Consider the following 12,574-nt stretch of genomic DNA (forward strand, 5'->3'; position numbering starts at 1 on the left):
TCAATATTTTACCCAACTTTACACTCGCTTTACGGCCATTAACGCTGGTGTCGCTAAAACCTGAATCCACGATCCCGGTTCAGAAGATTCGCCGATGACCCTCAGCATCCAGCTATCCGAAATGCCTGCGCGGGCGGCAATCTGCGCCGTCCTGCTTGCCTTGCTTTCTTCCTGCGCGAGCGTGCCGTTGAAGCAAGGCGCCTCGCTCGGTTCCTATGCGGGAATGGCGGCGTCGGGCGGTTCCCTGACGAAGGCAAGATTGCGTGTGAATTCGGCCGCGGTTCTTGCCGCGCAGACGGTGCGCATCGTTCCGACGGCGGTGGATAATGCCGCCGGCGGCTCCTTCGATCCCAAAGACCTGGCGCTGCTGACGAACGCCGTCGATCGGTCGCTGTGCATGGGTCTCAGCGACCGCTTCAAGGTCGTGGGTTCAAACCAGCCGGCAGACCTCGTCGTCCATGCGACAGTCACCGACATCGTCGCAACGAACCGTGCGGTTGCCGCGACCTCCGCAGTCGCAACACTCGGCGCTTCTGTGGCGCTCGTTCCGATCCCGAGGATTCCGCTCGGCCTCGGCGGTCTCTCCGCGGAAGCCGAGGCTGTCGGTCAGGACGGCTCGCAGCAGGCAGCCATGATCTGGTCGCGCGGGGCGAACATGCTCACGACAAAGGCACGGATATCCCAAGTCGGCGACGCCTATTCCCTCTCATCTCAGTTCGGCGCCGATTTCAGCCGCATGCTGACGAAAGGGCAGGATCCGTTCAGGGGAACGCCCTCCATCCGGCTGATGCAAACGATCAAGACATCCCTCGGCAGCGACCCGAAATACGACGCCTGCAAGGCATTCGGACCCGCGCCCGGGATCAAGGGGGCTATCGCGGGCCAGCTCGGACTGCCGCCAGGCTGGAGCGACAAGGGCGCGGCAGCCCGATAGCGGCCAGATAACGACCGCCGCTCCAGCCGGCGGCGGCTCCAGACACTTCAGCAAATCCAGCATGAAAGGACATCGACATGAAGACATATCTACGACTTGCAGCCTTGGCCGTCGCAGCTCTTGCGGCGAGCCCGTCTTTTTCCCAGCAGGAACAGTTCCTGCCATCGCCGAAGGCCGCGGCAATCCTCGCCGATGGAGCACCGTGGTCGGCACTGGCGCCTGATGGCAAGACCCTCAAGTTCACCCTGAACAAGGACGGCACCGGCAGCATTCGCGGCCCGATGCCGTTTACGCTCTCCGTCACATGGACGGTCAAGGACGACGCGATGTGCATATCAGGCAAGATGGGCACGCGATGCCTCCGCTTTCGCTCGGTTCCCGGCGGACTGCAGGGGTGGGACGGCGACAAGCCGGATCTGAAGTTCAGTCGTTGATGATTGGTGCGTCGTTCAGGCGCGCGCGCTGCAACCGTATGAGGATTGACCGATGAGACATTTACGGACGTTCACCACGATCTGCCTGCTTCTGGCCGCGCAATCGGCTGCCATGGCGCAGGTCCCGCCGCCCATCCCGCTGATTCCAGGCCCTCCGGGGCCGCCACCGATTATCATGCCGCCGCCCGCTCCTGCGCCGTCAGAGGAATATTCGATCCGGTATGACGAGAGACATTACGATTGGTGCGCGCGCCGCTATCGGTCGTATTCGGCCTATGACAATAGTTTTCAGCCCAATCACGGGCCGCGGAGGCAATGTTACTCCCCCTACAATTGAGCTAGCTCGGTTCCGATTGTCCGGCGCTTTCCAGAATGCGCAGCGCAAGCTTGAGATGCGGCAAGTCAAGCATGCGTCCGTCAAGCTGGATGACGCCGGCGTCGGGCCTGGCGGCAAAGGCGGCAGCAACCTTTTCCGCCCAGGCGATTTCGGAAGCGTCAGGCGTGAAGGCGTGGTTGATTGCCTCGATCTGGCTCGGGTGGATGGCCATCATGCCGGAAAAACCGTCGCGCCGGCCGCGGCCGGCATAGGCCCTGAGACCGTTGAGATCGCGGAAATCTGGGTAGACGGTTTCGATTGCCGGAACGGCGGCGGCATGGGCTGCAAATAGGGTGAGCGAGCGGGCAAGCTCGTAAGGCGGGGTATAACGGCCATCCGTCCTTCGCGCGGTCGCAGCCCCCATCGCGGCGGGCAGATCCTCGGCGCCCCAGGTCAGGCCGCAAAGGTTCGCCGAGACGTCGCGGTAGCTGCCGATCTCGAAGATCGCGGACGGCGTTTCCGTCGCGATCGGCAAGATGGGAACGGCCGGCGTCAATGAGCCTGCGAGTTTGCGCACGGAGGCGGCACCCTCGGCCTTCGGCAGCATGATCGCGAAGGGATGAAGGCCGCTGAGTGCGGCAAGATCGCCTTCGAATTCCGGGGAAGTCAGGGGATTGATGCGGATCAGCAGAGCGCTCTCGTCGGCACGACCCAGAACGAATTCGTGCACGGCCTCCCGTGCTCTCGGCTTGTTTGCGGGTGCAACGGAATCTTCCAGATCGAGAATGACGGCGTCGGCGCCGGAGGCGAGCGCTTTGTCGAAGCGCTCCGGCCGGTCGCCGGGCACGAAGAGCAGCGAGCGCAGCCTCATGACGGTTTCACCTTCACCATCGCCGTGCGCAGGCATTGGCAGACGATCTCGTCACGCTGGTTCAGGGTCACGTGCCGGAATGTGACGATGCCGGCATCGGGGCGGGAGTTCGAGCGGCGCAGTTCCGCCACCTCGGTTTCCACCCGTAGCGTATCGCCGATGAAAACAGGCTTCGGCATCGTCACCTTGTCATAGCCGAGATTGGCGACGAGCGTGCCGAGCGTGGTGTCACCGACCGAAAGGCCGACGGTGAGCGCAAAGGTGAATGTGCCGTTGACGACGATCCGGCCGAATTCGGTGCCGGCGGCATAATCGGCATCGAGATGCAGCGGCTGCGGATTGTGGGAAAGCGTCGTGAACAGCAGGTTGTCGGTCTCGGTGACGGTTCGGCGGATTGCGTGGGCGATGTGGTCGGCGACCGTCCATTCGTCGAAATAGCGGCCGGCCATCACGCCTCCTCCTTTATGACCGTGACGACCAGCTGGTTTTCCGAAACCCGGAGGCCCGTGGAAACCTGCAATTTCCCAACGATGCCGTCGAAGGGCGCGCGTAGCGCATGTTCCATCTTCATCGCTTCCACCGTCAGCAGGCGGTCCCCCTTGGCGACATGATCGCCTTCGGCGACGTCCACAGAGATGACGAGGCCGGGCATGGGCGAGAGGATCGCGCCGTCGCCGGCGCCGTGATCTGCCTCGACCTCGCCCGCATGGGGAAGGCCGATCGGCCAGGCATTGCCGGCGTCGAAAAGCAGCGTCGCCTCGTCCATCTCGACGGTATTTGCTTCGAGACCGGCGCGCGCGCGTCCCCAATGGAGATGACCGTCGATGCGCACGCGCACACGGCTGTCGCCTGGCCCAGCAATGCGAAAACCGGTCAGCGCCGACCAGGGGTCCACATTTGCGGCCTTCGAAAGTGCCGTGGCCGCTTTGTCGATTGTCGTCTCATCCGGTTCCTTCGGCACAAGGCTTTCGCCGTGGCGGTCGAGAAAGCCGGTATCGATCCGTGCGGCGCGAAAATCCGGGTCGATGGCGATGCGGGCGAGAAGGCCGGCATTGGATTTGACCGGCCAGACCTCGATGCCGGCGCAGGCGGATGCGAGCTTCGACAGTGCGGCGTCACGGTTTGGCCCATGCGTGATGATCTTGGCGATCATCGGATCGTAGAAGGCGGTGATTTCATCGCCCCGTTCGACGCTGCTGTCGATGCGGACGGTTGTGGGGAGTTTGAGATGTTCGAGCCGGCCGGTCGAGGGCAGATAACCGGCGGCGGGATTTTCGGCATAGAGCCGGGCTTCGAAGGCCCAGCCGTTCATGGAAATCTCCTCCTGGCTTTTCGGCAGCGGCTCGCCGCTCGCGACCTTCAACTGCCAGAGTACCAGATCCTCGCCGGTGATTGCTTCAGTGACCGGATGTTCCACCTGCAGGCGCGTGTTCATCTCCATGAACCAGATACGGTCGGGATGCAGGCCTTGGGACGTGTCGGCGATGAATTCGATGGTGCCGGCGCCGACATAGTTCACCGCTTTTGCCGCCTTGACCGCCGCATCGCAGATCGCAGCGCGGGTCGCGGCATCGAGCCCAGGGGCAGGGGCTTCCTCTATGACTTTCTGGTGGCGGCGCTGCAGCGAGCAATCGCGCTCGAAGAGGTGGACGCAGTTGCCGTGCCGGTCGGCGAAGACCTGCACCTCGATATGACGCGGATTGGCGATATAGCGTTCGATCAGGACGCGGTCGTCACCGAAGGAGGCGGCTGCCTCACGGCGGCAGGAGGCGAGAAGTTCGGCGAAATCCTCACGCCGGTCGACACGGCGCATGCCCTTGCCGCCACCGCCGGCAACGGCCTTGATGAGCACGGGATAGCCGATGGCATCGGCCTCGGCCGAGAGCCTCTCTTCGCTTTGGTCCGGTCCGAGATAACCGGGGGTGACGGGCACGCCGGCTGCCTGCATCAGTTCCTTGGCAGCGTCCTTAAGCCCCATCGCCCGGATGGCGGCCGGCGGCGCGCCGACCCAGATGATGCCGGCCTTCTCAACCGCTTCGGCAAATTCGGCATTTTCGGAGAGGAAACCATAGCCCGGATGGATCGCGGCAGCGCCGGTTTCCCGGGCAGCCTCCAGGATGCGCTCCTGCGAGAGATAACTCTCTCGGGCGGGCGGCGGGCCGATGGCGATTGCCTCGTCGGCCTCCTTGACGAAGGGCAGGCCGGCATCGGCCTCGGAATAGACGGCGATCGTGCGGATGCCGAGCATCTTTGCGGTGCGGATGATGCGGCGGGCGATCTCGCCCCGGTTGGCAATGAGAAGGCTTTCCATCATGGCGCGCCTCACATCCGGAACAGGCCGAAGCGCGTCCCTCTAGGGATCGGCGCATTCAGGCAGGCGGAAAAGGCAAGGCCGAGCACATCGCGCGTCTGGCGCGGGTCGATGATGCCGTCGTCCCAGAGGCGGGCGGTGGCATAATAGGGATTGCCCTCCGCTTCGTAGCCGGCGCGGATCGGCGCCTTGAAGGCCTCCTCGTCGTCAATGGGCCAGTCCTCTCCGCGCGCCTCCATCGCGTCGCGGCGGATGGTAGCGAGCACGGAGGCTGCCTGTTCGCCGCCCATGACGCTGATGCGGCTGTTCGGCCAGGTGAAGAGGAAGCGCGGGCGATAGGCGCGGCCGCACATGCCGTAATTGCCGGCGCCGAAGCTGCCGCCGATGATGACGGTGACCTTCGGCACGGTCGCGGTCGCGACCGCCGTCACCAGTTTTGCCCCATCCTTGGCGATGCCGCCGGCCTCGTAGCGGCCGCCAACCATGAAGCCGGAGATATTCTGCAGAAAGAGCAGGGGCACGCGGCGCTGGCAGGCGAGCTCGATGAAATGCGCGCCCTTCAGCGCGCTTTCGGAAAAGAGCACGCCATTATTGGCGATGACGGCGACCGGCATGCCCCAGATGCGGGCGAAGCCGCAGATGAGCGTAGTGCCGAAGAGCGGCTTGAACTCGTGCAGTTCCGAGCCGTCAACGATCCGGCCGATGACTTCGCGCACGTCATAGGGTGAGCGCACATCGTCGGGGATGATGCCGTGAAGGTCTTCGACGTTTAGCTTCGGTGGCCGCGGAGGCTGGATGTCGATATCGACCGATTTGACGCTGTTGAGGCTGGCGACGATATCGCGCACCAGGAGCAGTGCATGTTCGTCGTTCTCGGCGACATGATCGACGACGCCGGAGCGGCGGCCATGGGTTTCGGCGCCGCCGAGCTCTTCGGCCGAGATGATCTCGCCGGTCGCGGCTTTGACCAGCGGCGGGCCGGCGAGGAAGATCGTTCCCTGATTGCGGACGATCACCGTCTCATCGGACATGGCGGGCACATAGGCGCCGCCGGCCGTGCAGCTTCCCATCACGCAGGCGATCTGCGGAATGCCTTCGGCCGACATCTGCGCCTGGTTGTAGAAGATCGCGCCGAAATGGTCGCGGTCGGGAAAGACTTCCGCCTGATGCGGAAGATTGGCGCCGCCGCTATCGACAAGGTAGATGCAGGGCAGCCGGTTCTGCAGGGCGATCTCCTGCGCCCGCAGATGTTTCTTGACCGTCATCGGAAAATAGGCGCCGCCCTTCACCGTCGCGTCATTGGCGACGATCATCACCTCGCGGCCGCAAACACGGCCGATACCGGATATGATGCCCGCACCCGGCGCCTCGTCGCCGTACATGCCGTTGGCCGCCAGCGCGCCGATCTCCAGGAAGGGACTGCCGGCATCGAGCAGCAGCTGGATGCGGTCGCGCGGCAGGAGCTTGCCCTTGCCGGTATGGCGCTCGCGCGCCGTTTGCGGTCCGCCTTCGCGCGCTTTCGCCGAGCGCTCGTAGAGCTCGTCGATAAGCGCTCTGTTCTTGGCGGTATTGGTTTTGAAGCTGTCGCTGTCGCGGTCGATCGCCGTCGAAATCACCGTCATGATGCGATGAGCTCCCGGCCGATCAGATAGCGGCGGATTTCATTGGTGCCCGCGCCGATATCGTAAAGCTTGGCGTCGCGCAGGAAACGCTCGACCGGCCATTCCTTGGTATAGCCGGCGCCGCCGAGCGCCTGGATCGCCTCGAGCGAGACCTTCACGGCATTCTCGCTGGCAAAGAGGATCGCGGCGGCCGCATCGGTGCGCGTGGCGCGGCCGGCATCGCAGGCCCGCGCCACGGAATAGACATAGGCGCGCGCCGAATTCAGCGCGACGTACATGTCGGCGATCTTGCCCTGCATCAGCTGGAAATCGCCGATCGCCTTGCCGAACTGCTTGCGGTCGCGCACATAGGGCAGCACGACATCGAGGCAGGCCTGCATGATGCCGAGCGGGCCGGCGGCAAGCACGGCGCGCTCGTAATCGAGGCCCGACATCAGGATTTTCACGCCTTCGCCCTCCCGGCCCATCAGCGCCTCGGCCGGCACCTCGCAATCCTGAAAGACCAGTTCGGCCGTATCGCTGCCGCGCATGCCGAGCTTGGAAAGCTTCTTGGAGACGCTGAAGCCGGGCAGGCCTTTTTCGATGATCAAGGCGGAAATGCCTTTCGGGCCGGCGGCCGGATCGGTCTTGGCATAGACGACGAGCACGTCGGCATGCGGTGCATTGGTGATCCAGAATTTCGTGCCGTTGAGGACATAGCGGTCGCCCTTTTTATCGGCGCGCAACCGCATGGAGACGACATCGGAGCCCGAGCCGACCTCCGACATGGCAAGCGAGCCGACATGGTCGCCTGATATCAGCTTCGGCAGATAGCGGTTTTTCTGTTCGAGCGAAGCCCAGCGGCGGATCTGGTTGACGCAGAGATTGGAATGGGCGCCGTAGCTCAAGCCCACCGAGGCCGAGGCGCGCGAGACTTCCTCCATGGCGACGACATGCTCGAGATAACCGAGGCCGGCGCCGCCGAATTCTTCCTCGACGGTGATGCCATGCAGGCCGAGCGCGCCCATCTGAGGCCAGAGCTGGCGCGCGAACGTGTTGCTTTCGTCGATCTCCGCGGCGAGCGGAGCAATATGACCGGCGGCAAATCGCGCCGTCGTTTCGCGGATCGCGTCCGCAGTTTCGCCGAGCGAAAAATCAAACATGGCACTCCTCCCGCTGAAATATGTAGCGCGGGTTGCGGCAGGTTCAAAGTGCCGTTGAATGATGGGTATAAGAACTCCATTTTCTTGAAAATATGGAAAATATGGAATATATGGAAATCATATAGGAGACATTATTCGATGCGACAGTTTACGACGGGTGATCTCAACAAACAGGTCGGTGACGTCACTGATGCCGCGAGCCGCGAACCGGTCGTTCTTACCCGCCACAATAAGCCGCGTTTCGTGCTGATGAGCTTTGAGCATTATGAGCGCCTGCGCAGTGGCACAGATCCGCGCCGCGCCCATGCCACCTTGGAGATGCCTGACGAGCATGCCGAATTGTTTGGTAAGGCGATTGAGCGGCTGGCAAAGGGCGAAGGCTACGACGATGAGCCATGAGTTTCGTCCTGCTCATGACTGAGGAGGGAGGTACGCGGCGTTTGCCACGATTCCGCTTCTCCCCAGCGGGGAGAAGATGCCGGCAGGCAGATGAGGGGGTGAGCAGCAGAGCTGCGAATGCGCTAGCGTAAGCGAAGGCAAGCAAGGGCGTGCCGTGTGGCCCCCTCATCCGACCCTTCGGGCCACCTTCTCCCCGCTGGGGAGAAGAGGGAGCAAGACGCCTAACCTGCGCGGCCCTGTCCTCCCGCTTCCTCCCGTCGGAAAGCCTCGGGACTCTTGCCCATCCACTTCCGAAATGCGCGAAAAAAGGCGCTGGGTTCGGAATAGCCGAGCTGTACGGCGATCTCGCCGATCGTTTTCGAGGTATTCAGCAGCAGTTCGACGGCGAGGTCGCGGCGGATGTCGTCCTTGATGGCGGCATAGCTTTGTCCTTCGTCGTGCAGGCGGTGGCGCAGCGTCGAGGGCGGCATGCGCATGTCGGCGGCGAGTTCGGCGAAGCTTCGCCACGTGGCCGGCGTTGCCTGGTTCAAGCGCCGGCGGACGGCGGCGGCGATGCCGGCATCGTAGCGGTAGCGCACGAGAATATTGGCGGGCGCGCCGCGCAGGAATTGTTTCAGCGCCTGTTCGCTGCGTGAAATCGGCAGGTCGAGCAGGGCGCTGTCGAAACCGAGACGGCTGATCGGCTGCGAGAAACGTACCGGCGCGCCGAAGAAAAGCCGGTAGTCGGCGCCTTGTTTCGGCTCGGCGCAGCGGAAATCCACGAGTCGGATCGGGATGCGGCGGCCGACCAGCCAGCAGGTGATGCCGTGCAGGATGATCCAGTAGGTGCGGTAGGCGAAGGCCGAGCGCGGGCTGTCCGCATCCCTGAGTTCGACCTCCGCCAGTCCGTCGCGGATGACGAGCCGTCCCCGGGGATCGTCGAGCACGACATCGAGGAAGCGCAGCGCCCGGCGCAGCGCCTGACCGAGCGTCGGCGCATGCAGCACGCAATGGCAGAGCAGCGTGAAACTGCCGCTGCGCATCGGCCGGCCGCCCATGCCGAAGAATTCGTCGTCAAGCTCGGCGGCGATCGCCAGCCAGAGCGCGCCATAGGTTTCCGCCGAAACCGGCTGGTCGACGGCCGGCAGACCCACGCGGGCGAGGATCGGCGCCGTCGGCTTGCCGAGCCGCCGCAGGCTGTCGAGCGCCTCCTCGACGAAAGCAGGTGCGATCATGCGTCGTTCGATCTCGGCCATCCCATCCCCTCTATGGCAAAACTGGCCGAAATAATGGAGCAGTTTTGTCATCGCTTGCAATAGGTGGAACGAATAGAATCGTGGGCGTCGGTGGCGCTCGGAGGAGGACGCGGCCGGCAGGGAGGAACAGATTCATGCTGATCCGTGGGGCAAGTTTCATCGTCACCGGCGGCGGTTCCGGGCTCGGAGCGGCGACGGCGCGCATGCTGGTCGAGGCCGGCGGGCGTGTGACGATCGCCGATCTCAACGTCGAAGCGGGCGAGGCGATCGCGCGGGAATTCGGTAGTGATGCCCGTTTCGTCAAGGCAGATGTCGCCGATGGCGCCGATGGATCGGCGGTGGTCGCCGCGGCAGCCGAAGCCTTCGGCGCCTTGCGCGGGCTGGTCAATTGCGCAGGCATCGCTCCGGCCGAAAAGGTGATCGGCCGCGACGGACCACACCGGCTGGAGAGTTTCGCGCGCACCATCGGCATCAATCTCATCGGCACGTTCAACATGATCCGGCTTGCCGCTGCCGCGATCCAGAACGCGGCGCCGGATGCTGAAGGCGAACGCGGCGTGATCGTCAACACGGCCTCGGTCGCCGCCTTCGACGGCCAGATCGGCCAGGCGGCCTATGCCGCTTCCAAGGGCGGGGTGGCGGCGATGACCTTGCCGATCGCCCGCGAGCTTGCCCGTCACGGCATTCGCGTCGTGTCGATCGCGCCCGGCATTTTCGAAACGCCGATGATGGCGGGCATGCCGGCCGAGGTTCAGACAGCCCTCGGCCAGAGCGTGCCCTTTCCGCCGCGGCTTGGCCGGCCGGCGGAATTTGCCGGACTGGTGCGCCATATCGTTGAAAACAACATGCTGAACGGCGAGGTCATTCGCCTCGACGGCGCATTGCGGATGGGCGCGCGTTGAGCGTGACGCCCAAGGAGGAAAGATGGCATTGCAGGACCCAATCGTCATCGTCGGTGCGGCGCGCACGCCGATCGGCAGTTTCCAGGGAGAGTTGAAGGAGGCGACTGCACCGGAACTCGGAGCGGCGGCGATCCGCGCAGCACTTGAGCGCAGCCGCGTCGAAGCCGAGGCGATCGAGGAGGTCGTCTTCGGCTGTGTGTTGCCGGCGGGGCAGGGGCAGGCTCCGGCGCGCCAGGCGGCGATCCATGCGGGCCTCCTCTTCGCGACCGGCGCCAGCACCGTCAACAAGATGTGCGGCTCGGGCATGAAGGCGGTCATGATGGCGCATGACCAGATCGCCGCGGGCAGCGTTTCGATCGCTGTCGCGGGCGGCATGGAAAGCATGACGAATGCGCCCTATCTCCTTGACAAGGCCCGTGGCGGCTACAGACTCGGCCATGGGCGCGTCGTGGATCACATGTTCGTCGACGGGTTGGAGGATGCTTATGACAAGGGGCGCTTGATGGGCAGCTTCGCGGAGGATTGCGCCGAGGCCTATCAATTCACGCGCGAAGCGCAGGACAACTACGCCATCGCCTCTCTGACGCGGGCGCAGAAGGCGATCGCGGAAGGCTGTTTCGACAGCGAGATCGTGCCGGTGACAGTCAGATCGGGCAAGACAGAGCAGGTCGCAAGCCGCGACGAACAGCCGGGTAAGGCCAAGCTCGACAAGATCCCGACGCTGAAGCCCGCCTTTCGCGATGGCGGCACGGTGACGGCCGCCAATTCCAGCTCGATCTCCGATGGCGCGGCAGCCCTCGTTCTGATGCGCCGTTCCGAGGCGGAGCGTCGCGGCCTGACATCGCTCGCCACCATCCTTGGCCATGCCACCCATTCGCAGGCGCCCAACCTTTTCGCTACCGCGCCGATCGGCGCGCTGCAGAAACTCTCCGACCGGACCGGCCTGGCGCTTGCGGATGTCGACCTCTTCGAAATCAACGAGGCTTTCGCCGTCGTCGCCATGGCGGCAATGCGCGATCTCGACCTGCCGCATGAAAAGGTGAACGTGCATGGCGGCGCCTGCGCGCTCGGCCATCCGATCGGCGCATCGGGCGCCCGCATTCTGGTGACGCTGCTTTCAGCATTGGAGCGTTACGATCTGAAGCGCGGCATGGCCGCGCTCTGCATCGGCGGCGGCGAGGCGACGGCCGTCGCTATCGAGCGGCATTAGCGGGGAGGCAAATAGATGATCCTTTCCGAACTCCAGCAGCAGATCTCGGATCTCGCCCGCGACTTTGCCCGCGACCGCTTGGCGCCGGGGGCGGCCAAGCGCGACCGGGAGCATCTCTTCCCGCGCGAGGAGCTGAAGGAGATGGGCGAACTCGGGCTCCTCGGCATGCTGGTGCCGGAAGCCTATGGCGGCTCGGATACCGGTGTGGTCGCCTATGCCGCGGTACTCGAGGAAATTGCCGCCGGCGATGGGCCGTGTTCGACGATCATGAGCGTGCACAGCTCTGTCGGCTGCGTGCCGATCCTGAAATTCGGCACCGAGGAGCAGCGGCAGCGCTTCCTGCCGAAACTCGCAAGCGGCGAATGGATCGGCGGCTTTGCGCTCACCGAACCGCAGGCCGGTTCCGACGCCTCGAACCTGAAGACAAGGGCGCGGCGCGACGGCGATCATTACGTGATCGACGGTGCCAAGCAGTTCATCACCTCGGGCAAGAACGGCGACGTCATCATCGTCTTCGCCGTCACCGATCCCGACGCCGGCAAGAAGGGCATCACCGCCTTCATCGTGCCGACGGAGACGCCGGGTTACGAGGTGATCCGGGTCGAGGAAAAGCTCGGATTGCATTCCACCGATACCTGCCAGATCGCCTTCAACGCCATGCGCATTCCTGCGGAATTGAGGCTCGGTGCCGAAGGCGAAGGTTATCGCATTGCGCTCGCCAATCTCGAGGGCGGGCGGATCGGCATCGCCGCGCAGGCCGTCGGCATGGCGCGCGCAGCCTTCGAGGCGGCGCGGGACTATGCCAAGGAGCGTACTGCCTTCGGCAAGCCGATTTTCGAGCATCAGGCCGTTGCCTTCCGTCTTGCCGATATGGCGGTGCAGATCGAGGCGGCGCGCCAGCTCGTCTTTCATGCGGCTTCTCTTCGGGAGGCGGGGCTGCCCTGCCTTTCGGAAGCCTCGATGGCGAAGCTCTTTGCTTCGGAGATGGCCGAACGTGTCTGCTCGGACGCGATCCAGATCCATGGGGGTTACGGCTACATGGCCGATTATCCGGTCGAGCGGATCTATCGCGATGTGCGCATCTGCCAGATCTACGAGGGGACGAGCGACGTGCAGCGCATGGTGATCGCCCGCAATCTATAAGAACCACATCCGGCCCTGCTTCCGGGGAGGGGAGCACGGCCGGCAAAGGGAGGAA

At 64.2% G+C, this 12,574-nt stretch carries 12 protein-coding genes and 1 pseudogene; 7 read left to right on the plus strand and 6 right to left on the minus strand.

Annotation, left to right across the window (positions count from 1 at the left end; translation table 11 throughout):
• Positions 1 to 94 precede the first annotated feature (94 nt).
• The 3 genes and pseudogenes from ATY78_RS16260 to ATY78_RS16270 all read left to right on the plus strand — a co-directional run.
• Positions 95 to 934 (plus strand): DUF3313 domain-containing protein, encoded by an 840-nt coding sequence (locus ATY78_RS16260; RefSeq protein WP_088683348.1) that lies wholly within the window; start codon positions 95 to 97, stop codon positions 932 to 934.
• Between the two features lie 77 nt (positions 935 to 1,011).
• The gene (locus ATY78_RS16265) at positions 1,012 to 1,368 is read left to right on the plus strand and encodes a hypothetical protein (RefSeq protein ID WP_190237473.1); all 357 of its coding nucleotides are present in this window, start codon (positions 1,012 to 1,014) and stop codon (positions 1,366 to 1,368) included.
• 241 nt (positions 1,369 to 1,609) lie between these two features.
• Positions 1,610 to 1,705, plus strand: a pseudogene (locus ATY78_RS16270) (BA14K family protein); the annotation flags it as partial.
• A 1-nt stretch (position 1,706) separates the two neighbouring features.
• On the opposite strand, the gene ATY78_RS16275 reads toward ATY78_RS16270, so the two are convergent.
• The 5 genes from ATY78_RS16275 to ATY78_RS16295 are packed head-to-tail and all read right to left on the minus strand — an operon-like array spanning position 1,707 to position 7,630.
• The gene (locus tag ATY78_RS16275) at positions 1,707 to 2,555 is read right to left on the minus strand and encodes a CoA ester lyase (protein WP_088683350.1); all 849 of its coding nucleotides are present in this window, start codon (positions 2,553 to 2,555) and stop codon (positions 1,707 to 1,709) included.
• Complete coding sequence (locus ATY78_RS16280; RefSeq protein ID WP_088683351.1) at positions 2,552 to 3,004, minus strand: MaoC family dehydratase; 453 nt, start codon at positions 3,002 to 3,004, stop codon at positions 2,552 to 2,554. The genes ATY78_RS16275 and ATY78_RS16280 overlap by 4 nt, the downstream gene beginning before the upstream one ends.
• On the minus strand, positions 3,004 to 4,869 hold the full coding sequence (locus ATY78_RS16285) for an acetyl/propionyl/methylcrotonyl-CoA carboxylase subunit alpha (RefSeq protein WP_088683352.1): 1,866 nt from the start codon (positions 4,867 to 4,869) through the stop codon (positions 3,004 to 3,006). The genes ATY78_RS16280 and ATY78_RS16285 overlap by 1 nt, the downstream gene beginning before the upstream one ends.
• A gap of 8 nt (positions 4,870 to 4,877) precedes the next feature.
• A complete protein-coding gene (locus ATY78_RS16290) occupies positions 4,878 to 6,488 on the minus strand; it encodes a carboxyl transferase domain-containing protein (RefSeq protein WP_088683353.1) in 1,611 nt (536 codons plus the stop codon).
• A complete protein-coding gene (locus ATY78_RS16295; RefSeq protein ID WP_088683354.1) occupies positions 6,485 to 7,630 on the minus strand; it encodes an isovaleryl-CoA dehydrogenase in 1,146 nt (381 codons plus the stop codon). Before ATY78_RS16295 ends, ATY78_RS16290 begins: the two co-directional genes overlap by 4 nt.
• A gap of 138 nt (positions 7,631 to 7,768) precedes the next feature.
• Between ATY78_RS16295 and ATY78_RS16300 the strand changes: the two genes are divergently transcribed.
• Complete coding sequence (locus tag ATY78_RS16300) at positions 7,769 to 8,029, plus strand: type II toxin-antitoxin system Phd/YefM family antitoxin (protein ID WP_088683355.1); 261 nt, start codon at positions 7,769 to 7,771, stop codon at positions 8,027 to 8,029.
• 221 nt (positions 8,030 to 8,250) lie between these two features.
• Here ATY78_RS16300 and ATY78_RS16305 read toward each other — a convergent pair whose 3' ends face one another.
• Entirely contained in the window at positions 8,251 to 9,315 is a 1,065-nt protein-coding gene (locus tag ATY78_RS16305) for an AraC family transcriptional regulator (RefSeq protein ID WP_088683356.1), read from the minus strand.
• Between the two features lie 83 nt (positions 9,316 to 9,398).
• On the opposite strand from ATY78_RS16305, the gene ATY78_RS16310 reads away from it, so the two are divergent.
• Genes ATY78_RS16310 through ATY78_RS16320 form a run of 3 tightly spaced genes read left to right on the plus strand, consistent with a single transcriptional unit; the run spans position 9,399 to position 12,519 of the window.
• A complete protein-coding gene (locus ATY78_RS16310) occupies positions 9,399 to 10,166 on the plus strand; it encodes an SDR family NAD(P)-dependent oxidoreductase (RefSeq protein WP_088683357.1) in 768 nt (255 codons plus the stop codon).
• Positions 10,167 to 10,188: 22 nt separating this feature from the next.
• On the plus strand, positions 10,189 to 11,376 hold the full coding sequence (locus tag ATY78_RS16315) for an acetyl-CoA C-acyltransferase (RefSeq protein ID WP_088683358.1): 1,188 nt from the start codon (positions 10,189 to 10,191) through the stop codon (positions 11,374 to 11,376).
• Between the two features lie 15 nt (positions 11,377 to 11,391).
• Positions 11,392 to 12,519 (plus strand): acyl-CoA dehydrogenase family protein, encoded by a 1,128-nt coding sequence (locus ATY78_RS16320; protein WP_088683359.1) that lies wholly within the window; start codon positions 11,392 to 11,394, stop codon positions 12,517 to 12,519.
• Positions 12,520 to 12,574: the final 55 nt, after the last annotated feature.

It is taken from the genome of Rhizobium sp. R635, assembly GCF_002211285.1.
Taxonomy (GTDB): domain Bacteria; phylum Pseudomonadota; class Alphaproteobacteria; order Rhizobiales; family Rhizobiaceae; genus Rhizobium.

Coding starts and splice junctions, on each gene's coding strand:
- ATY78_RS16260 (WP_088683348.1), top strand. CDS start 95: ATGACCCTCAGCATCCAGCTATCCGAAATGCCTGCGCGGGCGGCAATC.
- ATY78_RS16315 (WP_088683358.1), top strand. CDS start 10,189: ATGGCATTGCAGGACCCAATCGTCATCGTCGGTGCGGCGCGCACGCCG.
- ATY78_RS16320 (WP_088683359.1), top strand. CDS start 11,392: ATGATCCTTTCCGAACTCCAGCAGCAGATCTCGGATCTCGCCCGCGAC.
- ATY78_RS16285 (WP_088683352.1), bottom strand. CDS start 4,869: ATGATGGAAAGCCTTCTCATTGCCAACCGGGGCGAGATCGCCCGCCGC.
- ATY78_RS16265 (WP_190237473.1), top strand. CDS start 1,012: ATGAAGACATATCTACGACTTGCAGCCTTGGCCGTCGCAGCTCTTGCG.
- ATY78_RS16310 (WP_088683357.1), top strand. CDS start 9,399: ATGCTGATCCGTGGGGCAAGTTTCATCGTCACCGGCGGCGGTTCCGGG.
- ATY78_RS16300 (WP_088683355.1), top strand. CDS start 7,769: ATGCGACAGTTTACGACGGGTGATCTCAACAAACAGGTCGGTGACGTC.
- ATY78_RS16280 (WP_088683351.1), bottom strand. CDS start 3,004: ATGGCCGGCCGCTATTTCGACGAATGGACGGTCGCCGACCACATCGCC.
- ATY78_RS16295 (WP_088683354.1), bottom strand. CDS start 7,630: ATGTTTGATTTTTCGCTCGGCGAAACTGCGGACGCGATCCGCGAAACG.
- ATY78_RS16275 (WP_088683350.1), bottom strand. CDS start 2,555: ATGAGGCTGCGCTCGCTGCTCTTCGTGCCCGGCGACCGGCCGGAGCGC.
- ATY78_RS16305 (WP_088683356.1), bottom strand. CDS start 9,315: ATGACAAAACTGCTCCATTATTTCGGCCAGTTTTGCCATAGAGGGGAT.
- ATY78_RS16290 (WP_088683353.1), bottom strand. CDS start 6,488: ATGACGGTGATTTCGACGGCGATCGACCGCGACAGCGACAGCTTCAAA.